Genomic DNA, 24851 nt, shown 5'->3' on the forward strand with positions numbered 1-24851 from the left:
TGGAAAGGGAGCGGGGGAACCGGCGACGGCGAAAGGTGCCCCCATGCGTCGCTACCCGCCGATCGCCGACCACGGCCTGATCGGGGACCTCCAGACCGCGGCACTGGTCTCCGCCGAGGGGGTCGTCGACTGGTTCTGCGCCCCGCGCTTCGACTCGCCGAGCATCTTCGCGGCGCTGCTCGACCACGACCGCGGCGGCCACTTCTCGATCACCGCGGCGGGCACGGACACGACCGTACGGCAGCTGTACCTCCCGGACACGGCGGCCCTGGTCACCCGCTTCATGACGCCCGACGGTGTCGGCGAGGTCATCGACTTCATGCCGGTCGACCATCCGGAAACGGCCACCGACCGGCACCGCATGGTGCGCGCGATGCGGGTGGTGCGCGGCACCGTGACCTTCGATCTCGAGTGCCGGCCGCGGTTCGACTACGGCCGCTGCGACCACCGGCTGCACCTCGCCGACGGTGCGGCCCGCTTCGCCTGCCCGCGGGCGTGGGCGTTCCTCCAGCCGGTCGGCCCGGTGGAGCTGGTGCGCGACGAGGAGGACGTCCGCGCCACCGTCACGCTGCGGCAGGGCCAGCTCGCGGGCGTGGTGCTGACGGTGTGCGCGGCGCACGGCGACGCGCCGCGGCCACCGACCGAGGGATCACTGCGGGCGGAATTCGACGGCGTACGCCGCTTCTGGCACGGCTGGATACGGCAGTGCCGCTACCGGGGCCGCTGGCAGCAGGCGGTGAACCGGTCCGCGATCACCCTCAAGCTGCTCACGTACGCGCCCAGCGGCGCCCCGGTCGCCGCCGCCACGATGGGCCTGCCCGAGCAGGTGGGCGGCGAGCGCAACTGGGACTACCGCTACACCTGGATCAGGGACGCCTCGCTGTCGGTGAACGCGCTGGTCGACCTCGGCTTCACCGAGGAGGCGGACGCCTTCCGCCGCTGGCTCGGCGCGCGGCTGCGCGCGGGCGGCACGGTCACCGGCGAGCCGTTGCAGATCATGTACCGGGTGGACGGCGACCCCGAACTGCCCGAGGAGATCCTGGACCACCTGGCGGGCTACCGCGGCTCCGCCCCGGTCCGGCTCGGCAACGGCGCCGCCGACCAACTCCAGCTCGACATCTACGGCGAGGCCGTCCGCGCGCTGTCCCGGTCCCGGGACGTCGCCCAGCTCGCCGGCTACGACGGCTGGCAGGTCTTCGCCGGGCTGCTGGACTGGCTGGCCGACCACTGGGACCGCCCCGACGAGGGCATCTGGGAGACCCGCGGCGGGCGCAAGGACTTCACGTACAGCCGGCTGATGTGCTGGTCGGCCTTCGACCGCGGCATCCGCGCGGCCGCCGAACTCGCCCGCCCCGCGGACCTGGAGAGCTGGACGGCGGCCCGCGACGCGATCATGCGGCAGGTCATGGAGCGCGGCTGGAGCGAGCGGCGGCAGGCGTTCGTCCAGCACTACGGCGGCGAGGTGCTGGACGCGTCCCTGCTGCTGATGCCGGAGGTCGGTTTCGTGGCGCCGAAGGAGCCGCGCTGGCTGTCGACGCTGGACGCGATGGACGGCGAACTCGTCTCCGACAGCCTGGTCTACCGCTACGACCCCGGCGCCTCCCCCGACGGGCTGCGCGGCAGCGAGGGCACCTTCTCGCTGTGCAGCTTCCTGTACGTCGGCGCCCTGGCCCGCTCCGGCCGCCTCGCCCCCGCCCGTTACGCCTTCGACAAGATGCTCACCTACGCCAACCATGTCGGGCTCTTCGCCGAGGAGATCGGCCCCACGGGCGAGCAACTCGGCAATTTCCCGCAGGCGTTCACCCATCTGTCGCTGATCACGGCGGCCATGGCCCTGGACGAGGAGCTGGACGGGTCCGGCGCCTGACGCCCCTGCCCAGGGCCGACCCGGCGGTCCCGGACGGCTCCCGGCGGTGCGGGCCCTTGGTCCCGCGCCGGTCGGAGCGGGCTCGCCGGGGCGGCGGGCGATGCGGCAGCATGTGGGGCATGAGCGACTTTCTGGTGATCGGCGAGTGTGTGGCGGACATCGTGCGGACCCCCGGGGAGCCCGATGTGCCGCACCCCGGCGGCAGTCCCGCGAACGTGGCGTACGGTCTGGCCCGGCTCGGCCGGGACACGGCGCTGCTCACCCAGCTCGGGGACGATCCGTCGGGGAAGCTGATCGGCGACCACCTGCGGTCGGCGGGCGTGGCCCTGCTGGCCGACGCGCAGCACGACGTACGGACCCCGACCGCCGTGGTGACGCTCGACGGACAGGGCGCCGCCCGCTACGACTTCGACATCACGTGGACGCTGGAGGAGGTCGAACCGCCCGCCGGGGTGCGGCATGTGCACCTCGGGTCGATCGCCGCCGTCACCGAGCCGGGCGCCACAGGCACGGTGGCCGTCGTGGAGCGGCTGCGGGCGGCGGCGACCGTCAGCTACGACCCCAATGTGCGGCCCGAGCTGATGGGCGCGCACGCGGAGGGTCTGGCCGCCGTCGAGCGGTGCGTGGCGCTCAGCGATGTGGTCAAGGCCAGCGACGAGGACATCGCGTGGCTCCATCCCGGTCAGCCGCTCGCCGCGGTGGCCGCGCGCTGGCTGGCGGCGGGCCCGGCCGTGGTGTTCGTGACGATGGGCGCCCAGGGCGCGGCGGCCTTCACCGCCGGCGGCCAGGTGACGGGCACCCCGGTACCGGCCGAGGTGGTCGACACGGTGGGCGCCGGCGACTCCTTCATGTCCGCCGTCCTGGACGCCCTGACGGAGCTGGGCCTGACCGGCGCGGCGAACCGTACGGCGCTGGCAGCGCTGGACACGGACACGCTCGCCGGGATCCTGCGCCACGCGGGCACCGCCGCCGCGATCACGGTCTCCCGCGCCGGCGCCAACCCGCCCACCACGGACGAGTTGCACGCGGCCCTCGGCTGAGCAGGCCGTCGCGCAGGCCGAGCCGCACGGCTCTTCGCTGAGCGGGGCGGCCCATCATTCAGCGGCCGGTCGGGCCGACCGGCACGCGGTGCTCGGCTGAGCAGGGGCCGCCGGTCTCCCGGGCGGCTGCCCGGCCGCCGTGCGGGCCGAGCTGCCGCAACGCCCGTCATTCCGGGCGGCGTTCAGCCCCGTGCGGCCCCAGCACCGCCTCGGCGCAGGCGCGGAAGGCCGTTACGAGTCGGCCGCGGTCGCCGGCGCGGGTCGCGAGCACGACATGGCTCGGCTCGACGCCGCGCAGCGGCACCGAGACGACGTCGGGCCGCAGCTCGGAGAAGGGCAGCCCGGCCGGCATGATCGACAACGCCTCGCCGGACGCGACGAGTTCGAGCTTGTCCTCGACGGCCGCGAGCAGCGGCCCGTCCGGCGCGCGGCTGCCGTCCGGGCGCGGGTCGATCCGCCAGAAGGCGTTCCACTCCTCGTCGGGCACCCGCGGCAGCGGCTCGTCGGCGAAGTCGTCCACCGTGACGGACTCCCGCTCCGCCAGCCGGTGCCCGGCCGGCACCAGCAGCACCCGGGGCTCGTCGTAGAGGACGGTGACGCGCAGGCCGTCGGTGCGCAGCGGGAGCCGGGTCAGTACCGCGTCCACCCGGTGGTCGAGCAGGGCGGCGCGCACCTGGTCCCACGGCAGGTGCACGGTGCGCACATCGGCGTCGGCGTGCCGGCGCCGCAGTTCGCGCACCGCCGGGGTGACGACGAGATTGACGGTCCAGCCGATGGTGATCCCGCTGGGCCGGGCGGCGGCCCTGGCCAGGCCCGCGGCCTCCTCGGCCGCGCGCAGCAGCGCCCGGGCCCGCGGCAGGAACGCCGTACCCGCCTCGGTGAGCCGGGTGCCCCGCGGCGTACGGTCCAGCAGCCGCGCGCCGACCTGCTGTTCGAGGCGGCGGATCTGCCGGCTCAGCGACGGCTGGGCGACGCGCAGCGCGGTCGCGGCGCGGCCGAAGTGGAGTTCGTCGGCGACGACGGTGAAGTAGCGCACCAGCCGCAGGTCGAGGTCCACCGGGGGCGACGCGTCGGGCATACGACCACTGTAGTCACTCCGCTCCCACCGGCCGGGCCCGTGCCGCCCCTTCGGGCGATGCCCCCGGCGGCCGTCCGCGGATGTGGCCGAATTCACTGCGGGCCGTGTGCGGCATCCGTGCGGCGTTCCTGTCACGGCAGGAGCGCTGCCGGCGCCGCGTACCGGTCCCCGGCGGACACCGCGCCCCCTATCACCGTGACACCGCGCTCTTCTAGCCTCCCCCTTGATGATCGATCGGCACACCGAGGGGGGACTTCCGTGGACGCTTCCGCGTACCGCATGGTCGTGTGCACCGAACAGGACTACGTCACGGTCGCGGCGACGACCGACCGGCTGGTGGTGGAGTGGCTGGCCGGCGCCAGGCACTATCCGGTCGTCTCGCTGCGGGACGGCCGCAATGAGATCGCCGAGCACGTGACGCTCGACCGCGACTCCGACTCCGGTCAGGCCGGCGCCCACACCCGGTGGCGGCTGCGCGAGAGCCCGCCGACGGCCAGGGGCGCCTGGCAGACGCTGCTGATCATCCGCACCGACGCCGCCGATCCGGGCCGCACCTGGATCCAGCTCGATGTCGAACACCGCCCGGACTCACCGGACATCCCGCAGATCAGGGCCTCCAAGCCGCGGCTGGCCGACGCGCTGCTCGACGCCCTCGACACCCACAGCGGCCTCGCCGAGATCCGGGCCCGCGCCAGCTTCGTCCACCCCGGCGACGTCAAGGAGGTGATCGAGGAACTCACCGACCGGGAGCGGCGGTTGCCCATCGTGGTGGCCAGCGTGCCGTACGGGATCGACGCCGACCGCTGGCTGGACAAGGTCGTCGACCGGGCCTTCTCCCAACTCGTGGGCCGCGCCGTGCTGTACGTGCTGACGCGCGAGGCGCAGGCGGCGTTCAACAAGGCGCTGGAGCACCATCCGGTCTTCGGCGGCGGCATCCGCACGTACATGCCGGGCGTGGACCCGGGCTGGCCGGCCGACGGCCAGCGGCATCCGGTGATGTCCCGCGCCACCGTCGAGGCCGATCCCGTACGGGCGGCGAGCGTGCTGACCGCGCTGCCGCGCAATCAGGCGTCCACCCTGCCGCTGCCGCAGCCGCTGGCGGCGCTGCACGGCACGAGCCCGCGGGCGCCGTCCACCGCCCAGGGCGACGAGATCGCCCGGCTCAAGGCCGACCACGAGTCCCTGATCGCGCTGCTGGACGAGGCCGCGGAGGCGGAGGCCGCCCGCTACAAGCAGGTGCGCGAACTCCAGCACGACCTGGCGGACGCCAACTGGCTGGCCGAGGAATTCCACGCCGAGCGCCGCGCCGCCCAACAGCAGGTCCGCGCGCTGCAGTTACGGCTCCAGCAAGTCGGCGCGTACGAGGCCGCGTTCGCCCCGGTGGACGAGGACGAGAGCGAGGCGCTGCCCGGCAGTTTCACCGAACTCCACTCCCGGCTCGGCCAGTTCCCGACCCTGATGTTCACCGGCGACGCGAAGGTACTCACCGGTCTCGACGACCGGTCCAAGCCGAACTGGGTCAATGTCTGCTGGGAGGCCCTCCAGGCGCTGGAGGACTTCGCCGCCGCGGCGGTGGCAGGGCGCGCCCGCGGCGACTTCCGCGCCTGGTGCCAGGACCTGCCCTCGGGCTGTCATCCCTTCCCGGCGGGCAAGGTGCTGATGAAGGAGTCCGACACCGTCCGGCGCAATCTGTCCTGGCGCAAGGAACGCATGCTGCCCGTCCCCCGCGAGGTGGACCCGTCGGGCAGCGTCTACATGGAGGCCCATCTGCGCATCGGCGGCGGCAGCACCATCTCGCCGCGCCTGCACTTCTTCGACGACACCGCGGGCACCGGCCGCCTCTACATCGGCCACATAGGCCCCCACCTGACCAACACCCGCACCTCCTAGCGGCGCGATTCCGGGGAGGCGCCCGCGCGGGTCGGGACCGTTTTCGCGATAGTTTTCGCCATCGGTGAGCCGGCCGGCCGAAGGGGCCGCCGGAGGGTGCGCGCGGGGCGCGTGCGCGGGCGAACAGCGGGAGAGCGGACGATGGCGGGGTCGGAGCCGGAGCCGGAGAGCGGGGCCGCCGCGGGGACCGGCGGCACGACGCTGGCGGAGATCGCGCGGCAGGCCGGGGTGTCGGTGTCGACGGTGTCCAAGGTGCTGCACGACCGCTCGGACGTGGCGTCGCGGACCCGGGCGAAGGTGCAGCGGCTGCTGGAGCAGCACGGCTATCTCGCGCGGCACCGGCCGCCCGCCACCGGGCTCGCGCCGGGCGGACTGATCGACCTGGTGATGAACGAACTGGCCAGTCCCTGGGCGGGCGAGCTGATCCGCGGCGCCGAGGAGGCGCTGCACGCCGAGGGCATGGGCATGGTGGTGTCGGCGACGCACGGCAGCGGGCGGCTGACCCGGCAGTGGCTGGACTCGCTGGCGACGCGCCGCACGCGGGGCGCCGTCCTGGTGCTGCCGGAGCTGATGCCGGCCCAGCACGAGGAATTGCGCCGGCTCGGGCTGCCCTTCGCGCTGATCGCACCGGCCGACGAGCCCGCGCCGGGCGTGCCGTGGGTCGGCGTGACCAACTGGCCCGGCGGTCTCGCCGCGACCCGGCACCTGGTCGGTCTCGGCCACCGCAGGATCGCGGTGATCAGCGGCCCGCCGGAGCGGCTGGCGTCCCGGGCCCGGGTCGACGGCTACCGCTCGGCGCTTGACGAGGCCGGGCTGCCGTACGACCCGGCCCTGGTCCGCTACGGCGACTTCACCAACGGGCCCGCCTTCCGGCACGCCCTGGACCTGCTGCGGCTGCCGGAGCCGCCGACCGCGGTCTTCGCGGGCAACGATCAACAGGCGCTGAGCACCTACCGGGCCGCCGCCACCCTCGGCATCCGCGTCCCCGACGAGCTGAGCGTCGTCGGCTTCGACGACCTGCCGTTCGCCGACTGGGTCACACCGCGGCTGACCACCGTACGGACCCCGCTGGCCGACATGGCGGCGGTCGCCGCGCGGATGGTGCTGCAACTCGTCGGCGGGGAGCGGCCCGCCTCGACCCGGGTCGAGGTCGCGGGCGAGCTGATCGTCCGGGAGAGCAGCGGGCCGCCGCCGGGGCCCGCCAGGGGCTAGCCCTGGGCCATGGCCGGGTCCAGCCAGAACAGCTCCCAGTGGTGGCCGTCGAGGTCGTGGAAGCTGCGGGTGTACATCGGGCTCTCGTGCGCGGTCTTCTGCGCGTCCGAGCCACCGCCCGCCAGGGCCGCGTCGGCGATCCGGTCGACGTCCGCCTTGTCGTCCAGGCCGAGGGCGACGATGGCCGCGGTAGTACGCGTGGTGTCCGCGATCTCCTTGTCGGTGAAGGTGCGGAAGAACGGCTCGACGAGCAGCATCGCGAAGATGTCCTCGCTGACCACCAGGCAGGCCGCGTTGTCGTCGGAGAACTGCTCGTTGAAGGTGAAGCCCGCGGCGGCGAAGAAGGCCCGGGACGCGGGGAGGTCCTTCACCGGCAGATTGACGAAGATCTTCGTGGACATGGGTGCCTGCCTCCGGGTGCGTGATTCGCTGTGTCCTTCACCGGGGTAGACCCGTGCCCGGCGCGGAACTCATCGGTACCCGGCGCACCGGTTCGCCTCACGCCCCCGTCTCATGACCCGCGCAGCAGGGTGTCGACGGCGCGGCCGAAGACCAGCCGCCCGGTCCTGGCGGTGACCGCGTCCAGCGCCCGCGGCAGCTTCGCCACCCGCAACTCCTCGCGCCAGCGCACGAGCGAGCCCGTACCGTCCGGCCGTACCTCGATCTCGGCCCAGCCGGTGACGATCCGGCCGGTCTTCTCCAGCCGGCACCGTCCCGTACCGCCGTCGCAGCCCGGCGGCTCCCAGCGCACGACCCGCATCGGGTCGTCGAAGCCGGCCCGGCCGAGCCCCGTACGCGCCACGAAGACGGTGCCCACGCCGTCCGGCGGCGGTGTCCGCACCTCGATGCGGGTCAACGGCACGGTGGCGGTGTGCCGTTCCCAGTCCGTCATCCGCCGCCACGCCTCGGCGACCGGCAGCGGGCTGTGGCGCTCGACGACGAAGGGCGGCATACGGGCAGGGTAGGTCAGGGCCGGCCAGTACGGGTCAGGACAGGCCGGTACGGGTCCGCAGCCAGTCGAGCGCGACGACGCCCTGGGCGTACTGGAAGGCGCGCAGCGTCGGCAGGCCGGGCGGGGCGGGCCGCCGGGCGTGGCCCAGCATGAAGCCCGCGACGGCCGCCACCACCGCGGTGACCCCGGCCGGGTCGGCGCCCGCGGCCACCGGGTGCCGGTCGAAGATCTCGGCGGGGTGCGGGCCGCCCTGCATGGCGACGCTGGGCAGCATCAGCAGCAGGTCGAACCACGGCGCCGCGACGCACGCCCACGGCCAGTCCACGACCATCACCCGGCCGTCGGCGGTCAGCAGCAGATTGTCGGCGCGCAGGTCTGCGTGGGCCAAGGTGTCGCCGCGCGCGGCGTCCGCCCAGCCGGACTCCAGCGCGGCCAGCTCCGCCAGACGGCGTACGGCCCAGGGGTCGAGGCTCGTCAGGTCGTCGGTGCCCGCGGCATGCTCGGCGGCGAGCGTGCGCCAGCCGCTGAACATCTCGGCTTTCGCCGCGACCGGTGGGGCGGCGACCGGGGACGGCGTCAGCAGTGTCGCCAGGTCCGCGACGGCCGCGAGCACGCGGGTCAGCTCGGCCGGGGCCCAGGGCTGGGCCGGTGGCCGGCCCTCGACGTCGTCGAACAGGAGCAGCACCCAGCCGTCGGACTCGAACGAGGTGTGCAGGCGGGGTGCCGGGACCTGGGGCGGCAGGGCGGCCGCCACCTTCGCCTCCGTGCGGTGGATACCGGGGCTGTCCGGGTTCGCCGCGGCCGACACCGCCTTCACGAAGGCGCGGCGGCCGTCCGCCAGCCGCAGCCGGGCGGCGACGCCCGGGGAGAATCCGCCGCGCTGCGTCCGGGCCTCCACGACGGTGCCGCCGAGATACGTCTCGACCTCCCGCCGCAGCCCCTCGGGCACGTCCCCCCAGGCCGCCCGTACCCCGGCCGCCTCCACCACCACGTCCCCACTCCCGCTCACGCCCCCATGCTCCCGGCCCTGCCGTGCGGGGAGCCACCGCTTTTCGGGTGCGCGCGGGCGGGGGGACGCTCATAGCCGCTGGGCCTGGTCCTCAATCGCCGGACGGGCTGAATATGGCTCCTGGTACGCCGGGACCCGACCCTGTCCTCAAGCGCCGGACGGGCTGAAATACGGACCCTGGTGCGCCCGGACCGGCGCGCTCGGAGGGACGAGAACCGAAAATCAGCCCGTCCGGCGCTTGAGGACCAGCCGTAGCGGCGATGAGCGGCCCGCACCGCGCCCCCCCGAGCCATGCTCACCAGGGGGACGGGGCGTAGTCCTTGAGGAAGCAGCCGAAGAGGTCTTCGCCGTGTTCGCCGCGGACGATGGGGTCGTAGACGCGGGCGGCGCCGTCGACGAGGTCGAGGGGAGCGTGGAAGCCCTCGGCGGCGAGCCGGATCTTGTCGGGGTGGGGCCGCTCGTCGGTGATCCAGCCGGTGTCGACGGCGGTCATGAGAATGCCGTCGGTGTCGAGCATCTCCTGGGCGCTGGTGCGCGTGAGCATGTTGAGCGCGGCCTTGGCCATATTGGTGTGCGGGTGCCCCGGCCCCTTGTAGCCGCGGCTGAACTGCCCTTCCATGGCCGAGACGTTGACGACGTACTTACGGCGCGCGGCCGCCGCCGCCATGGCCGGCCGCAGTCGGCTGACGAGCACGAACGGCGCCGTGACATTGCACAGCTGAACTTCGAGCAGCTCGACCGGATCGACCTCCCCGACCGTCTGCACCCAGGTGTTCGACGCGTCGAGATCGGGCACGAGACCGCCCGCGTCGATGGCGGTGCCCGCCTCGATCCGGGCGAGCGAGGCGGAGCCGCTGACCAGGGCGAGGTCGGTGACGTCCTGCGCGGTCAGGCCGTCGCGGCGCGGCCCGGGCAGCGCCGCGGCGGTCTGCGCGCCGCTGCCGAAGGCGCCGAAGACCTCGGTGGCGGGGAGTTCGCCCGCGGGCAGCGGCGCGGCCTCGGCGCTGATCAGCTCGCGGTAGGCGGCGGGCGAGCGCCGTACGGTCTGGGCGGCGTTGTTGATCAGGATGTCGAGCGGGCCCGCCGCGGCGACGGAGTCGGCGAGCGCGACGACCTGCGCGGGGTCCCGCAGGTCGATGCCGACGATCTTCAGCCGGTGCATCCAGTCGGCGCTGTCCGGCATGGCCTTGAAGCGGCGCACCGCGTCATTGGGGAAGCGGGTCGTGATCGTGGTGTGCGCGCCGTCGCGGAGCAGCCGCAGCGCGATGTACATGCCGATCTTGGCGCGCCCGCCGGTGAGCAGCGCGCGGCGCCCGGTGAGGTCGGTGCGGGCGTCGCGGCGGGACCGGTTCTCGGCCGCGCAGGACGGGCAGAGCTGGTGGTAGAAGGCGTCGACCTCGACGTAGCGGGTCTTGCAGACGTAGCAGGAGCGGGGCCGCTCCAGGATGCCCGCGATCTCCGTGGAGACGGAGGTGGTCAGCTGGATGCCCAGCGTCTCGTCGTCGATGCGGTCGGCGGCGCCGGTCGCGGTGGCCTCGGTGACGGCCTTGTCGTTGGCGGTCTTGGCGGCCCGCCGCTCCTGGCGGCGGCGCTGCTTGACCGTGCGGTAGATGCCGGCGGTCGCGCGGCGTACGGCGATGGCGTCGGGGTGGTCGACCGGCAGCGTGTCCAGCTCGCCGAGCACGGCGAGGCAGAGCGCGAGCCGCTCGGGGTCGATGCCGGGCCCGTACGCGGCCGTATCGTGGTCGGCGGCCCCGTCGTCGGCGGACCCGGCGTCGGCGTACACCTCGTCCGGGGACACCGCGTCCGGGGACACCGCGTCGGCGGCCGGCTCCCCGGGCACACCGGCGTCGCCGAGGTCCGTGACCGGTTCCCCGCCGGGCCCGTGGCCGTCCAGGTCCTGTGTTGTCGCCGTCATCCCGCCGCTGCTCTCTGCCGTGTTCCGTGCCGTGCCGTGCCGTGTGCCCTGCCGTACGCGCTGCCCCGCGCGGTGCCGTAAGCCGTGCCCTCCGCAGGTGCGGTACGCAGGTGCCGTGCACCGCCGTGCACCGCCGCGCGCCGTCCGTCGTGCCCCGCCCCGGGCCGAACTTTACGTTCGCGCCGGTGGCAGCTCCAAACCCGTTCCGCACCCGGCCGCGCGCCCGGCCCCGTATCCGCGCCCGTATCCACCGCCGGACCCGGCGGTACTCTCGGGTCGTTTCCGACCGTGCCGGCGCGGTGCACCAGGCCGTCGCCGGAGCCGCCCTGGAGGTCCGTTGAGCAGCGCCAGCAGCCCGCTCGCCGTCCCGCACGACGCGCCCTACGGGGTGCGCAATCTGCCGTACGGCGTGTTCAGCACCGCGGGCGGGCCCGCCGCACGGCGGGTCGGAGTCGCGTACGGCGATCATGTGCTGGACGCGGGGGCGGCGGCGCGGGCCACCGGCGCGCCCGCCGACGTGGCCGCCGCACTCGCCGCGCCGTCGCTGAATCCGTTGCTGGCGGGCGGCCCTGCGCTGTGGGACAGGACACGGGCGGCGCTCACCGCGTGGCTGACCGAGGACGCCCACCGCGCCGCCGTCGCACCGTGTCTGCTCCCCCGCGCGGACGTGACCCTGCACCTGCCGTTCGAGGTCGCGGATTATGTCGACTTCTACGCCTCGGAGCACCACGCCGCGAACATCGGCCGGATCTTCCGGCCCGGCTCCGAGCCGCTGACCCCGAACTGGAAGCACCTGCCGATCGGCTACCACGGCCGCGCGGGCACGATCGTGGTCTCCGGCACCCCGGTGGTCAGGCCGTGCGGCCAGCGAAAGGCGGCGGCCGATCCGGCGCCGGACTTCGGTCCTTCGCGCAGGCTCGACATCGAGGCGGAGCTGGGCTTCGTGGTCGGTACGCCCTCGCCGCTGGGCGGCCGGGTGGCGCTGGCCGACGCCGACGCGCACGTGTTCGGGGTGTGCCTGGTCAACGACTGGTCGGCGCGCGACCTCCAGTCCTGGGAGTACGTGCCGCTCGGCCCGTTCCTCGGCAAGTCCTTCGCCACCTCGGTGTCGCCGTGGGTGGTGCCGCTGGCCGCGCTCGCCGACGCCCGTACCGCGCCGCCGGTCCGGGACACCGAGCCGCTGCCGTATCTCGACGACCGCGCCGCGCACCCGCCGTACGGTCTGGACATCGCCCTGGAGGTGCGGCTCAACGGCCATGTGGTCGCCCGGCCGCCGTTCGCCGCCATGTACTGGACGTACGCGCAGATGCTGGCGCACCTGACGGTGAACGGGGCGAGCCTGCGGACCGGGGACTTCTTCGCGTCCGGCACGATCAGCGGCCCGGAGCGGGAGAGCAGGGGCGCGCTGATCGAGCTGTCGTGGAACGGCGAGCAGCCGCTGGAGCTGCCGGACGGCACCCGCCGGTCCTTCCTGGAGGACGGCGACGAGGTGGTGATCTCCGCGACGGCGCCGGGCCCCGACGGGACGCGCATCGGGCTCGGCGAGGTCAGCGGCCGGATCGCGCCCGCGCGCCGCTGACCGCCGGGCGCCCGGAATCCCGGCTTCCGCCCGCCCGGCACTCGTACGGCGCAATCACATCCCGCGCAGCAGGTTCACACGTGCTTCGGTGTGAAGGAGCATGCGAGGAGCACAAGAGCGCATGAGCAAGAGCGGGACGAGCGACAGCCGGCCCATGTGATGCCGGCGGGAAGCGGGAATCCATGGCGACACGTGCACGCGGCTCGGGACTTCTGGGTGAATTGTCGGCCGAGTTCGTCGGGACGATGATCCTCATTCTGATCGGTGTCGGTGTGGTGGCGCAGGTCGCCGCCGGCGGCGACCTGACCGATCCGAAGGGCGGACTCGGCGGCCACGACAGCATCGCCTGGGCCTGGGGCCTCGGTGTCACCCTCGGCGTGTACGTCGCCGCGCGGCTCAGCGGCGCCCACCTCAATCCGGCGGTGACGCTGACGCTCGCGGTCTTCAAGGGCTTCTCCTGGAAGAAGGTGCTGCCCTACTCCATCGCCCAGACCCTGGGGGCGTTCGTCGCCGCGCTGGTGGTCCGCTGGAACTACAGCGAGATCCTCGGCCACGCCGACCCCGGCCACACCATCAAGACGCAGACGGTCTTCTCCACCCTGCCGGGCAACGGCTCGCTGACCGCGGGCGTGCACGAGTGGGGCGCCTTCCGCGACCAGGTCATCGGCACCGCGATCCTGCTGATCCTGATCCTGGCCATCACCGATGTGCTCAACACCGCGCCGGGCGCGAATCTCGGCCCGTTCATCGTCGGTCTGATCGTGGTCGCGATCGGCATGGCGTACGGCGCCAACGCCGGTTACGCCATCAACCCGGCGCGTGACCTGGGCCCGCGGCTGGCGAGCTATCTGACCGGGTACGGCTCGGCGTGGCGCGATCAATGGGGGAATCTCTACTTCTGGGTGCCGATCGTCGGCCCGCTGGTCGGCGGCGTGCTCGGCGGTGTGCTCTACAAGTACCTGATCAGCCGTTTCCTGCCCGGCGCCGAGCCGGAGCCGCCGGGACGGGTGCCCGCCTCCGAGACCGCGTCCGAGGTCTGAGCCCCGCGCGCCGGGACCCCGACGGGTCCCGGCGGTCCGGCCCGACCCGTACTTCCACGAAAGGCAGGAAACAACCATGGCGGACTTCGTCGGCGCGGTGGACCAGGGAACCACCAGCAGCCGCTTCATGATCTTCGACCACGACGGGAACGAAGTGGCCAAGCACCAGTTGGAGCACACCCAGTACCTGCCCAAGCCGGGCTGGGTGGAGCACGACCCGGTGGAGATCTGGGAGCGGACCAACGTCGCCATACAGAACGCGGTGCGGTCGGCCGGCATCTCGGCCTCCGACCTCGCGGCGATCGGCATCACCAACCAGCGCGAGACCACCGTGGTGTGGGACCCGCGCAACGGCCGCCCGTACGGCAACGCCATCGTGTGGCAGGACACCCGCACCGACTCGATCGCCAAGGCGCTGGAGCGGGACGGCCACGGCGACCTGATCCGGCAGCGGGCGGGCCTGCCGCCGGCCACGTACTTCGCCGGCGGCAAGATCAAGTGGATCCTGGAGAACGTGGACGGAGTGCGCGAGGCCGCCGAGCAGGGGCACGCGCTGTTCGGCACCACGGACTCCTGGGTGCTGTGGAATCTGACCGGCGGCCCCAACGGGGGTATCCACGCCACCGACGTCACCAACGCCAGCCGCACCATGCTGATGGACCTGGAGACGCTCGACTGGGACGACGAGCTGCTCGGGATCTTCAACATCCCGCGCGCGATGCTCCCGACGATCAACCCGTCCTCGCACGCCGAGGCGTTCGGCACCACCCGCACCTCGCGCCCGCTGAGCGCCCCCGTACCGATCACGGGTGTGCTCGGCGACCAGCAGGCGGCGACCGTCGGCCAGGTCTGCTTCGCGCCGGGCGAGGCCAAGAACACCTACGGCACCGGTAACTTCCTGCTGCTCAACACCGGTACGGAGGCGGTGCGTTCGGAGCACGGGCTGCTGACGACGGTGGCGTACAAGTTCGGTGACGCGCCGGCCGTCTACGCGCTGGAGGGCTCCATCGCGGTGACGGGGTCCGCGGTGCAGTGGCTGCGCGACCAGATGCATGTGATCAACGAGGCGGCGGAGAGCGAGCGGCTGGCCAAGACCGTGCAGGGCAGTGACGGCATCTACTTCGTGCCGGCCTTCTCCGGTCTGTTCGCGCCGTACTGGCGGTCCGACGCGCGCGGCGCCATCGTGGGCCTGGCCCGCTACCACACCAACGGTCACCTGGCCCGGGCCACGCTGGAGTCGATGTGCTACCAGAGCCGTGACGTGGTCGAGGCGATGGAGCAGGACTCCGGTGTGCACCTGGACGTGCTGAAGGTCGACGGCGGTGTCACCGCCAACGACCTGTGCATGCAGACCCAGGCGGACGTGCTCGGTGTGCCGGTGAGCCGCCCGGTGGTCGCCGAGACCACCGCGCTGGGCGCGGCCTACGCGGCGGGCCTGGCCACCGGTTTCTGGCGCGACACCGACGAACTGCGGGAGAACTGGCACGAGTCGAAGCGCTGGGAGCCCAAGTGGAGCGACGAGGAGCGCGCCACGGGCTACAAGGGCTGGAAGAAGGCGGTGGAGCGGACGCTGGACTGGGTGGACGTCGAGTAGCCGTTCCCGCCCGCGTGAACGCGGGGCGCCCCGCCGGTCGGAGGACCGGCGGGGCGCCCCCCGTTCACGGGCAGTCGTCGGTGGTCCGTGACACGCTCCAGCCGTCGCCGGTGACGCGGACCTCCGCGACCGCGCCGCCCGGGTCCTGGGTGGTGGGGACGTGCGGCGACGCCGCTCCGTTCGAGGCCGGGGGGACCGCGGGGGCCTGGCCGCCGGGCCGGGTGGGGACCGGATCGGCCGCGGACGGCCGTCCCTGCAACGGGTTGGCCGCCACCGTGCACGCGAGCTGCCCGGTGGCCAGCGGGGTGAGTCGGGCGACACCCGGCGGCAGGCCGACGACGACGGTGGCGCCGTGCACCGCGACCGTCGGCGCACCGGACAGCCGGGGCAGTTCGGTGCCGAGCGTCGTCGTCCCGGATGCGGCCGGCCCGTCGAACAGGATGCGCAGCGCCGTCCGCAGACCCGCGTCGGCGGGCGCCGTACGCGGTACGGCCCGCAGTTCGCCGTCGGACACGAAGTACACGCTGACGCCCGGCCGCATCCCCATCGCGGGCTCCCCCGCCTGGATGACGCCGGAGGTCGGCACACCGCACGCGGTGAGGAGCGCCGCGCCGGCCACGAGGCAGAGCGGCGGGCCGGTGGCACGGCCCTTGCTCCGGCGGTTCCGGCGCGCGGCGCGGGGCGTCGGTTCACCGGCCGCAGGGCGGGCGGGCCGGAGCGCGCCGAAGGCGCGACGCTTCATGCGGACTCCCCCGGGCCGTCGGCCGCGCCGTGGCGGTGCAGCGGCAGTTCCACGGTGAGGACCGCGCCGCCGCCGGCGGCATTGCGGGCGCTGATCCGGCCGCCGTGCAGCGCCACGTTCTCGGCGGTGATCGCCAGCCCGAGGCCGCTGCTCTCGCTGCGGGTGCGGGAGGTGTCCGCCTTGTAGAAGCGCTCGAAGACGTGCGGGAGCGCGCCCGGCGGGATGCCGGGCCCCGCGTCCCGCACCTCGATCACCGCCCGCGCCCCGGCGAGCGCGCCGCCCGTCGCGTGCAGCGAGACCACCACGGGCGGCGCGCCGTGCCGCAGCGCGTTGCCGACGAGATTGGCGACCACCACATCGAGGCGGCGCGGGTCGACCCGGGCGCGCAGCGCGCCCGGCGCGGGGAGCCGGGTGTGGACGCGGTCGAGCCAGCCGCGCGAGGCGAGGGTGCGCCGTACGGATTCGGCGAGGTCGATCTCGTCCAGGCTGAGTTTCGCGGCGCCCGCGTCGAAGCGGGACACCTCCATCAGGTCCTCCACCAGCCGGGCGAGGCGTACGGTCTCCTCGCTGATCAGGCCGACCGCGGTGGCGGTCTCCGGGTCGAGCCGCCCGGCGCCCTCGTCGAGCACGTCGGTGACCGAGGACATCGCGGCCAGCGGGGTGCGCAGCTCGTGCGAGACATCGGCGACGAAGCGGCGGGCCTGCGCCTCCAGGCGCCGCAGTTCGGTGACCGACCGCTCCAGGGCGGCGGCGGTGTCGTTGAAGGAGCGGGACAGGTCGGCCAGTTCGTCGGAGCCGTTGACGGCGAGGCGTACGTCGAGGTGGCCCTCGGCCATCCGCCGGGTGGCCCGGCGCAGGGCGCGTACCGGGCGCAGCACCCCGCGGGCGGCGAAGAGCGCCAGGACGACCGCGAGGCCCACGGCCCACAGCGCCGCGTCCTTGATCGCGGTGATCATCGCCTTGACGTACGCCTGCTCGGTGTCCTGCGGGACGACGAGGTACATGACCAGGCCGGACAGGGCGGGCGGGCCGCCGCGCCCGTTGCCGTAGGCGACCGGGAGGCCGACGACGAGGACGGGGCCGCCGCCCGCGCTCACCCGCTGGAAGACGGCCGAGGGCTGGTCCCGGACCGACGCGAGCAGTTCGGGCGACAGCCGGTCGAAGGCGTCCCGCGCGCCGGAACTGGCCCTGCGCCGCCCGTACGTGGCCAGCACCTGCCAGCGCTGCGACTGGTTGGCCCGCGCGACCTGCCCGACCAGGGCGTCCATCGCCTGCTGGTCGGGCTCCGTGGGAATCCCGGGGGCGACGGCGTCGACACTGTCGCGGAACTGCCGGATCACCGCGTCCTGGCTCTGCTGGAGCACGCCGGTACGGGCCTCCCGGAAGGCGAGCGCGCCGGTGCTGAGCGCGCTGACCACCGCGACCAGTACGAAGGCCACCACCAGGCGGGTGCGCAGCCCGCGCAGCGCGAGCAGGGCGCGGGCGACGACGGACGTCACGGCGTACGGAAGCGGTAGCCGAAGCCCCGCACGGTCTCGATGCAGCTGCCGGTACCGGCACCCGTCGCCGCATTGGTGCCGAGCTTGCCGCGCAGCCGCTTGACGCAGGCGTCCACCAGTCGGATGTCGCCGTGGTAGCTGTGCTCCCAGACCGCTTCCAGGAGCTGCTGGCGGCTGAGCACCTGGCCCGGCGCGGCGGACAGGGTCAGCAGCAGGCGCAGTTCGGACGGGGCGAGCGGCACCGGCTCGCCGTACAGGTACACCAGCAGCCCGGACCGGTCGATGGTGAGGTCGCCGTGCGTCTCCGGGCGCGGCCGGGTGTCCTCCGGGCCCGGTGCGCCGATCCGCCGCAGCACCGCGCGGATCCGGGCCTCCAGTACCCGGGCCCGTACCGGCTTGACGACGTAGTCGTCCGCGCCCGCCTCCAGGCCGACGACCACGTCCAGGTCGTCGCCGCGAGCGGTCACGATGATGATCGGCACCTGGTCGTGCTCGCGGATCCGGCGGCAGACGTCGAGCCCGCCGATACCGGGCAGCATGAGGTCGAGCACGACGACGTCGGGCCGGAAGGTGCGGAGCCGGTCGAGTCCCTCCTCGCCGGTCGCGACGGCGAGGACGTCGTGTCCCTGGTGGCGCAGCGCCAGCTCGACGCCCTTGCGGACCGCGTGGTCGTCTTCGACGAGTAGGACGCGGGGCATGCAGGTCAGTATGCGTGAGACCCGGTGGCGCGCGGCCCACGCGGGCCTTTCGCCGGGCAGCTGTTACAGAGGGGTCATACAGCGCCCACGGTTACGCTTTGGTCATCGTCCGGGCCGAGGGCCATCACACGCGGGCCGCAGTGTGAACGGTCATGCACCAGGAAACGAGCCGGACACCGGCGGCGGCCCCGATCCCGGCCGATGCTCATGCCCGTGCCCGTGCCCATACCCATGCCGACGTTCATGACCGCGTCCGTGCCCCGGCCGCCCGTCGCGGTGCGCCGACGCGGCGCTCCCGCGCGCAGGGCAGACGCCGGCGCAGGCGCCGTACGACCTGGGCGCTCGGCACTCTGGCGGTGGCGGGGGTCGCGGGGGCCGTGCTGGCGGCGGCGCACGGCGGGTCGGCGGACAGCGGTGCCGACGGGGCGGGCGGGCCGGGCGGGTCCTCGGTGCCCGTCTCCACCGCCCGGTCCGCGGCGCCGCCGGCCGGCGCCCCCTCGCACCGGCCTCCCGGCGCCTCGCGCACCACGTCCTCGGTGACCGCGGGCAACGGCGTCTTCGACACCGCGAAGGCGTCCGGCGGCTCCGTCGGCCACGGCACGCTCCGGCGCTACAAGGTCCAGGTCGAGCAGGGTACGGGCGTCTCGGCCGCCGATGCCGCGCGTGAGATCGAGGGCATCCTCGGCGACCCGCGGAGCTGGACCGCCGACGGGCACGACGCGTTCCAGCTCGTCTCGGGCGGCGCGTACGACTTCGAGGTGAAGATCGCGAGCCCGGACACCGTGGACCGGATCTGCGGCGCGGCCGGGCTGCACACGCACGGCGAGGTCAACTGCGACGTCGGGGACCAGGTGGTGGTGAACCTCAAGCGCTGGCAGACGGGTTCACCGGAATTCCCCGGCCCGCTGCACGACTACCGCGCGCTGATCATCAACCACGAGGTGGGCCACCGGATCGGCCACGGCCACGAGGGCTGCCCGGGCCCCGGACTGCCCGCGCCGGCGATGATGCAGCAGATCGACGGGCTGCACGGCTGCGTGGCCAACGCGTGGCCGTACGACGCGCACGGCCGCTATCTGGCGGGCCCGCCGGTGCCGTGATCCCGTGGGCGCACACGCCGCGGCCCCGGAACGCCGAGGCGTTCCGGGGCCGCGAACCGCCGTGGGAACGGGCCTAGTTGGCGACCCAGGTGGTCCAGGACATGTTCCAGCCGTTGAGGCCGTTGCTCGGGTCGATGACCTTGTCGGGCGAGTGCACGACCTCGACGACGTCACCGATCAGCGAGTGGCTGTAGAACCAGGCCGCGGGCGTGTTCGGGTCGCCGCCGCCCTTGACGTCGTGCAGGCCGACGCAGCCGTGGCTGGTGTTCACGTGGCCGAAGACCGAGGTCGGGCGCCAGTAGTTGCCGTGCGCGAAGGTCCCGGAGTCCGAAAGCCGCATGCCGTGCGGCACGTCCTTGATGTGGTACGAGTTGCCCAGACCGACGGTGCGGGAGTCCATGTCCACCACCGGGTCCTTCTCCTCGATCACCATCTTGCCGTTGTACGTGGTGTGTTCGGGGTCGCCGAGGCTGGCCGGATACTCCTTGTAGAACTTCCCGTCACGGTAGATCTTCAGCGTCTTGGCGGTGTTGTCCGCCACCGACGTCTGCGAGCGGCCGATGGTGAAGGTCACGTCCTTCGCCTGCTGGCCGTACACACCGGGCGACATCTGCACGCCGTTCAGCTTCAGGTGCAGGGTGACCTTGGTGCCCGGCGCCCAGTACCGCTCGGGCCGGAAGTCGATCCGCTGGTTGCCGAACCAGTGCCCCTTGACGTCCACGGCCGGGGTCGACGTCACGGTGATGCCCTTGTGGGTGGCGGCCTGGTCGGCGACCGGCTTGTTGAAGCGGATCGACACCTCCATGCCCACGCCGTACGTCGCGCCCGGATCCACGTTGAAGACGCCGTAGTTGACGGCCTTCGGGGTCAGGGTGATGAATGACGACTGCTGGACGGTGCTGCGCCCCGCCGAGTCCGTCGCCGTGGCCGAGACGCTGTACTTCGTCGCGGTGTGCAGCGTGCCCGACGGCGTCCAACTGCCGCCGTCCGCCGATATGGTGCCGTCCACCGGGTCGCCCCCGGACGTGGTCACCGTGACCTTGGTCAGTTTGCCCTTGGCCGCGGACACCTTGAGCGCGCCCGTGGTGTCCACGCCGGTCGCGCCGTCCTTCGGTGCGATCGCCACCGCGGCCTGCGCCGCGGGCGTGGTCGTCGCACCGCCCGCGACCGAGCCCTTCCCGCCCTTGCCGTCGTCCTTGCCGGTCGACGCTCCGGCGCTTCCGCTGCAAGCGCTCGCCCCCAGCAGCACCGCGCCGAGCGCCAGCGCGAGCAGCCCCTTGGCCGCCCGCCGCCCGCGCCTGTCCTGAGCGGCGGTGTCAGCCGCCGTTGCCGTGATCAATCGAGTCTCCCCATCTCGCCGGTCGCACTATAGGAGAGTACGACCGAGCAGGCGGTTCCCGTTGCCACAGAACTGATACCCGGCCGTCACCGCGGTACGTCGGCCCCGCCGTCCCGTACAGCGGCCTCACCCGTCCCGTACGGCGGTCAGGGGCACGGCCGTACGGCGAGCGCGTCCAGGAAGGCGCGGGTGAAGGCCGCCTCGGTGCGCAGGACCCGGTCGTACGCCGCCACGACGTCGGCGGACACCGGCCGGTTGCCGTTCTCGACGTTCCGCAGATACGCCTCGGCGAAGCCGGCCTCGCGTGCGAAGACCCGCCAGCCCAGTCCTGATTCCCGCCGCGCTCGCCTCATGTCCTGACGGATCCGATCGAACGTCACCAACGCGCCGCACCCCCTGCCCACTTGTGGCCTGTTCGTTTTTCCGTCAGATTACAAGCTTCTTGCACATTTTGATTTGTGTATTGCGGCGATGTAATCGACTGGTTACGCTCCCCCGCATCGGGACTCCCGCGCGTCGCACGGCCACCGACTGCCGTGCGGGGCACGGGAGTTGACGGCGATCGAAGGAGATCCCTGATGGGTGTGTCCCGTCGTACGTTCCTGACCGCGGCAGCGGGCGGCTCGGCCGCCGCCGGACTCGCCGCAATCGGCATGACCGCGGCGGCGACGACCGCTTCGGCCGCGAGCGGTCCCGGGGATGTGGTCGGCAAGGTGACGGTCGGCTATCAGGGCTGGTTCGCCTGTATCGGCGACGGCGCCCCGATCAACGCCTGGTGGCACTACTCCGCGAACAACAGCCAGCCGCCGTCACCGTCCAACACCTCGATCGTGGCGTGGCCGGACGTCCGCGACTTCACGCACACCTACCGGAGCGCGTACGGCAATCTGGGCAATGGTCAGCCGGCGACGCTGTTCTCGTCGTACGACCAGCAGACGGTGGACACGCATTTCCTGTGGATGCAGCAGAACGGCATCGACACCGCCGCTCTCCAGCGGTTCAACCCGACGGGTGGGGAGGGTCCGACGCGGGATGCGATGGCGGTGAAGGTGCGGAGCGCGGCGGAGTCGCACGGCCGGAAGTTCTACGTCATGTACGACGTCTCGGACTGGACGAACATGCAGTCGGAGATCAAGGCCGACTGGACGAACAAGATGAGGGCGCACACCGCGTCGTCGGCGTATGCGGTGCAGAACGGCAAGCCGGTGGTGTGCATCTGGGGGTTCGGTTTCGCCGACAACCAGCGGCCGTTCGACGCGGCCTCGTGTCTGGATGTCGTGAACTGGTTCAAGGGGCAGGGGTGTTACGTGATCGGGGGTGTGCCGACGTGGTGGCGCACCGGTGACCGTGATTCACGGCCGGGGTTCGGGGATGTCTACCACGCCTTCGACATGCTCTCGCCGTGGATGGTGGGCCGGATCGGGAACGTCGGGGACGCCGACAACTTCTACAACGTGGCGACCGTCCCGGACCTGGCCGAATGCGCCGCGCACGGCATCGACTACCAGCCCTGCGTGCTGCCCGGGGCCGTCTCGCTGCGGCAGCGGGCGCACGGGGACTTCATGTGGCGGCAGTTCTACAACATGAAACGCGCCGGCGTCGCCTCCGTCTACATCTCGATGTTCGACGAGTACAACGAGGGCAACCAGATCGCCAAAACCGCCGAATCCACCGCCTGGCTCCCCGCCAACTCCGGCATGCTCGCCCTCGACGAAGACGGCACCGCCTGCTCCTCGGACTATTACCTACGGCTGACCGGCGACGGCGGCCGCATGCTCAAGGGGCAGATCGCCCTCACCGCCACCCGCCCGACGCAGCCGGTGATCGGCAACCCCGGCGGCGGCACACCGCCCTCCGGCAATCTCGCCCTCGGCAAACCGACCTCGGAGAGCAGTCACACCCAGGTCTACGGCTCCGCCAACACCACCGACGGCAACGCCGACACCTACTGGGAGAGCGCCAACAACGCCTTCCCGCAATGGCTCCAGGTCGACCTCGGCGCCACCACCACCGTCACACGCCTCGTCCTCAAACTCCCGCCCCCCACCGCCTGGGCCACCCGCACCCAGACCATCTCCGTCCAGGCCGGCACCAGCATCCCCCTGACCACCCAACTCCCCGCCCAGAACTACACGTTCAACCCCGCCAGCGGAAACACGGTGACCATCACCCTCCCCACCGCCATCACCGCCCGCTACGTCCGCCTCACCATCACCGCCAACACCGGCTGGCCCGCCGCCCAACTCTCCGAACTCGAGGTCTACAGCACCTGACTCGATCGCCCCGGCGTCCTCGACCGGGTCGACCTCCGCATCGCGCACACCGTCGACCCGCACACTCCGTGGTCGGACTCGCTCCCGGTCTTCAGCGCGGCCGTCGAGAGCGCCGGCGCCGGGGCGCCGGTGGTCATCGGAGGCCGCGCAGGCCGGTGCGGATCTCGTCGACCAGGATCTCCGGCTGTTCCAGGGCCGCGAAGTGCCCGCCCTTGTCGGCCTCGCCGTAGTGGACCAGGTCGCTGTAGGTGTCCTCGATCCAGCTCCGCGGCAGGCGCGGGACGTCCTTCGGGAAGACGGTCACCGCGACCGGAAGCGTCAGCTTCGGCCCGGCGAAGGTGGCCGACGCGTTCTCCCAGTAGATACGACCGGACGACGCCGCGCTGTTGGTGAACCAGTGGAGGGATATCGCGTCGAGCATGTCGTCCACGCCGATGGCGTCCTCGGCGAGCCCGCGGTTGTCGGTCTTGGACTGGAACTTCTCGTAGATCCAGGCCGCCTGACCGGCGGGCGAGTCCGCCAGGGCGAAGCCGACGGTCTCCGGCTTCGTGCCCTGGAGATGGTTCGACCCGCCGAGAACCCCGGTGTAGAGGGCGAGCGACTCCACCGCGCGGCGCTCTTCCGGCGACAGGACGTCGGGGATCCGCGCCGGAAAGGCGTACTGCGTGTTGAGATGAATCCCGAGCAGCCCCTCGGGCCGCATCGCCCCGAGCGCAGTAGTGACGACGGCGCCCCAATCGCCGCCCTGCGCGGCCCACTTGGTGTAGCCGAGCCGCTTCATCAGCTCCACCCACGCGTTCGCGATGCGCGGGACGTCCCATCCGGTCCCGGTGGGTTTCTGGGAGAAGCCGAATCCGGGGAGCGACGGGACGACGACGTCGAACGCGTCGCCGGCATCGCCCCCGTAGCGCGCGGGGTCGGTCAACGGGCCGATCAGTTCGAGGAATTCGACGACCGAGCCCGGCCAGCCGTGCGTGAGCAGCAGCGGCATCGCGCCCGGATTCCCCGACCTGACGTGCAGGAAGTGGATGTCCAGCCCATCGATCCGGGTCAGGAACTGCGGGAAGCGATTGAGCCGTGACTCCAGGCGCCGCCAGTCGTAGCCGTGCTGCCAGTAGTCGATCAGGGACCTGGCGTTCTCCAGGCGGACTCCTTGCGACCAGTCGTCCACCGTTTCCGGATCGGGCCACCGGGTCCCGGCCAGCCGCCGCTTCACGTCGTCGATCTCCGCGTCGGGGATCGAGACGGTGAACGGGCGGACGAGGGTCGAGGTCGGCGTCTGTACGGTCATGGCCCACTTCCCTTCTTCCGGGCGTCGGAGCACGGTTCGACCGGCCCCACGCCTCATTGCACACCGCTGTGCAGCGTACGTCGTTGCACAGCGGTGTGCAATGATGGCGCCGTGCCCACCGAGACCTCCCGTACGCGCGCGATGCGCGAGACCCGCGACCGCATCCTCGATGTCGCCCTCGACGTACTGGGCGAGAACCCGGACGCCGGAATGGGCGACGTCGCCGCCGCCGCGGGCGTCGTCCGGCGTACGGTCTACGGCCACTTCCCCTCACGTCTCGACCTGATCCGCACCCTCACGGAACGGGCCGTCGCCGAGATGACGGCGGTGCTCACGGGGATCGCCGCCTCCGACGCGGCAGCGGACGCGGCATGGGCCGCGTTCGTCACCCGCGTCTGGCCGGTCGCGCACCGCTACCGCGTCCTGCTGGCACTGCGCCGCGGCGAATACGGCGACGCGATCCACGGACTCCTCGGCCCGGTCGACGACCTCCTCGCCGACCTCGTCGCGCGGGGCCAGGAGAGCCACGTCTTCGCCCGGCACCTCCCGGCAGCCGCCTTGAGCCAGACCGCCTACGGCGTCGTCTTCGCCCTCGCGGACAGTGCCCGGTCGCACGGCACCCCCGACGCCCGCGCGGCGACGGTCACGACGCTGCTGATGCTCGGGGTACCCGAGGAGCGCGCCGTCGCCCTCGCACCGCCCGCCGGGCCGGATCTGTAGCCTCCGGGCC

General features: G+C 72.9%; 21 protein-coding genes. 10 read left to right on the plus strand and 11 right to left on the minus strand.

Going from position 1 to position 24851, the window contains the following annotated elements:
• The first annotated feature begins 43 nt into the window (after window positions 1-43).
• Together BM076_RS19820 and BM076_RS19825 are read left to right on the plus strand one after the other, a co-directional pair.
• Window positions 44-1867, plus strand: a complete 1824-nt coding sequence (locus BM076_RS19820) for a glycoside hydrolase family 15 protein (protein ID WP_093714960.1) — start codon at window positions 44-46, stop codon at window positions 1865-1867.
• 119 nt (window positions 1868-1986) lie between these two features.
• On the plus strand, window positions 1987-2907 hold the full coding sequence (locus BM076_RS19825) for a carbohydrate kinase family protein (RefSeq protein ID WP_407640682.1): 921 nt from the start codon (window positions 1987-1989) through the stop codon (window positions 2905-2907).
• Between the two features lie 166 nt (window positions 2908-3073).
• On the opposite strand, the gene BM076_RS19830 is transcribed toward BM076_RS19825, so the two are convergent.
• A complete protein-coding gene (locus tag BM076_RS19830) occupies window positions 3074-3985 on the minus strand; it encodes a LysR family transcriptional regulator (protein ID WP_093714962.1) in 912 nt (303 codons plus the stop codon).
• A gap of 258 nt (window positions 3986-4243) precedes the next feature.
• On the opposite strand from BM076_RS19830, the gene BM076_RS19835 reads away from it, so the two are divergent.
• Both BM076_RS19835 and BM076_RS19840 read left to right on the plus strand, forming a co-directional pair.
• Complete coding sequence (locus tag BM076_RS19835; protein ID WP_093714963.1) at window positions 4244-5875, plus strand: hypothetical protein; 1632 nt, start codon at window positions 4244-4246, stop codon at window positions 5873-5875.
• A 141-nt stretch (window positions 5876-6016) separates the two neighbouring features.
• Window positions 6017-7087 carry a LacI family DNA-binding transcriptional regulator gene (locus tag BM076_RS19840; protein WP_093714964.1) on the plus strand — a complete coding sequence of 357 codons (1071 nt, stop codon included), beginning with the start codon at window positions 6017-6019 and terminating at the stop codon, window positions 7085-7087.
• Here BM076_RS19840 and BM076_RS19845 read toward each other — a convergent pair.
• From BM076_RS19845 to BM076_RS19860, 4 genes are all read right to left on the minus strand, one after another.
• The gene (locus tag BM076_RS19845; protein ID WP_093714965.1) at window positions 7084-7488 is read right to left on the minus strand and encodes a VOC family protein; all 405 of its coding nucleotides are present in this window, start codon (window positions 7486-7488) and stop codon (window positions 7084-7086) included. The two genes, BM076_RS19840 and BM076_RS19845, sit on opposite strands and share 4 nt — an antisense overlap.
• Before the next feature lie 110 nt (window positions 7489-7598).
• Window positions 7599-8039, minus strand: coding sequence for an SRPBCC family protein (locus BM076_RS19850; RefSeq protein ID WP_093714966.1), 441 nt, complete (start codon window positions 8037-8039; stop codon window positions 7599-7601).
• A 34-nt stretch (window positions 8040-8073) separates the two neighbouring features.
• Window positions 8074-9048: an aminoglycoside phosphotransferase family protein gene (locus tag BM076_RS19855; RefSeq protein WP_245796157.1), complete on the minus strand. Its 975-nt coding sequence runs from the start codon at window positions 9046-9048 to the stop codon at window positions 8074-8076.
• Window positions 9049-9343: 295 nt separating this feature from the next.
• Window positions 9344-10966: an SDR family NAD(P)-dependent oxidoreductase gene (locus tag BM076_RS19860; protein WP_245796158.1), complete on the minus strand. Its 1623-nt coding sequence runs from the start codon at window positions 10964-10966 to the stop codon at window positions 9344-9346.
• Window positions 10967-11303: 337 nt separating this feature from the next.
• Here BM076_RS19860 and fahA point away from each other — a divergent pair, with 337 nt between their 5' ends.
• The 3 genes from fahA to glpK all read left to right on the plus strand — a co-directional run bounded on the left by fahA (window position 11304) and on the right by glpK (window position 15179).
• Entirely contained in the window at window positions 11304-12545 is a 1242-nt protein-coding gene (gene fahA, locus BM076_RS19865) for a fumarylacetoacetase (protein WP_093714967.1), read from the plus strand.
• 182 nt (window positions 12546-12727) lie between these two features.
• Window positions 12728-13585 (plus strand): MIP/aquaporin family protein, encoded by an 858-nt coding sequence (locus BM076_RS19870; RefSeq protein ID WP_093714968.1) that lies wholly within the window; start codon window positions 12728-12730, stop codon window positions 13583-13585.
• A gap of 76 nt (window positions 13586-13661) precedes the next feature.
• The gene (gene glpK, locus BM076_RS19875; protein WP_093714969.1) at window positions 13662-15179 is read left to right on the plus strand and encodes a glycerol kinase GlpK; all 1518 of its coding nucleotides are present in this window, start codon (window positions 13662-13664) and stop codon (window positions 15177-15179) included.
• Between the two features lie 64 nt (window positions 15180-15243).
• On the opposite strand, the gene BM076_RS19880 is transcribed toward glpK, so the two are convergent.
• Genes BM076_RS19880 through BM076_RS19890 form a run of 3 tightly spaced genes read right to left on the minus strand, consistent with a single transcriptional unit; the run spans window position 15244 to window position 18118 of the window.
• Window positions 15244-15921 (minus strand): hypothetical protein, encoded by a 678-nt coding sequence (locus BM076_RS19880; RefSeq protein ID WP_245796159.1) that lies wholly within the window; start codon window positions 15919-15921, stop codon window positions 15244-15246.
• Window positions 15918-17420, minus strand: coding sequence for an ATP-binding protein (locus BM076_RS19885; protein ID WP_093714970.1), 1503 nt, complete (start codon window positions 17418-17420; stop codon window positions 15918-15920). Before BM076_RS19885 ends, BM076_RS19880 begins: the two co-directional genes overlap by 4 nt.
• Complete coding sequence (locus tag BM076_RS19890) at window positions 17417-18118, minus strand: response regulator transcription factor (RefSeq protein WP_093714971.1); 702 nt, start codon at window positions 18116-18118, stop codon at window positions 17417-17419. The genes BM076_RS19885 and BM076_RS19890 overlap by 4 nt, the downstream gene beginning before the upstream one ends.
• Before the next feature lie 350 nt (window positions 18119-18468).
• Between BM076_RS19890 and BM076_RS19895 the strand changes: the two genes are divergently transcribed.
• Window positions 18469-19218 carry a DUF3152 domain-containing protein gene (locus BM076_RS19895; RefSeq protein ID WP_245796167.1) on the plus strand — a complete coding sequence of 250 codons (750 nt, stop codon included), beginning with the start codon at window positions 18469-18471 and terminating at the stop codon, window positions 19216-19218.
• 73 nt (window positions 19219-19291) lie between these two features.
• Here BM076_RS19895 and BM076_RS19900 read toward each other — a convergent pair whose 3' ends face one another.
• Together BM076_RS19900 and BM076_RS19905 are read right to left on the minus strand one after the other, a co-directional pair.
• Window positions 19292-20557: a L,D-transpeptidase gene (locus tag BM076_RS19900; RefSeq protein WP_322936013.1), complete on the minus strand. Its 1266-nt coding sequence runs from the start codon at window positions 20555-20557 to the stop codon at window positions 19292-19294.
• 146 nt (window positions 20558-20703) lie between these two features.
• A complete protein-coding gene (locus BM076_RS19905) occupies window positions 20704-20910 on the minus strand; it encodes a helix-turn-helix domain-containing protein (protein ID WP_143120600.1) in 207 nt (68 codons plus the stop codon).
• A 225-nt stretch (window positions 20911-21135) separates the two neighbouring features.
• On the opposite strand from BM076_RS19905, the gene BM076_RS19910 reads away from it, so the two are divergent.
• On the plus strand, window positions 21136-22830 hold the full coding sequence (locus BM076_RS19910; RefSeq protein ID WP_093714974.1) for a galactose-binding domain-containing protein: 1695 nt from the start codon (window positions 21136-21138) through the stop codon (window positions 22828-22830).
• 133 nt (window positions 22831-22963) lie between these two features.
• Here the strand turns inward: BM076_RS19910 and BM076_RS19915 are convergent, their stop codons facing one another.
• Window positions 22964-24121: an epoxide hydrolase family protein gene (locus tag BM076_RS19915; RefSeq protein WP_093714975.1), complete on the minus strand. Its 1158-nt coding sequence runs from the start codon at window positions 24119-24121 to the stop codon at window positions 22964-22966.
• A 111-nt stretch (window positions 24122-24232) separates the two neighbouring features.
• On the opposite strand from BM076_RS19915, the gene BM076_RS19920 reads away from it, so the two are divergent.
• Complete coding sequence (locus tag BM076_RS19920; protein WP_093714976.1) at window positions 24233-24841, plus strand: TetR/AcrR family transcriptional regulator; 609 nt, start codon at window positions 24233-24235, stop codon at window positions 24839-24841.
• The last annotated feature ends 10 nt before the right edge of the window (window positions 24842-24851 follow it).

This window comes from Actinacidiphila alni, from assembly GCF_900112845.1.
Lineage (GTDB): Bacteria > Actinomycetota > Actinomycetes > Streptomycetales > Streptomycetaceae > Actinacidiphila > Actinacidiphila alni.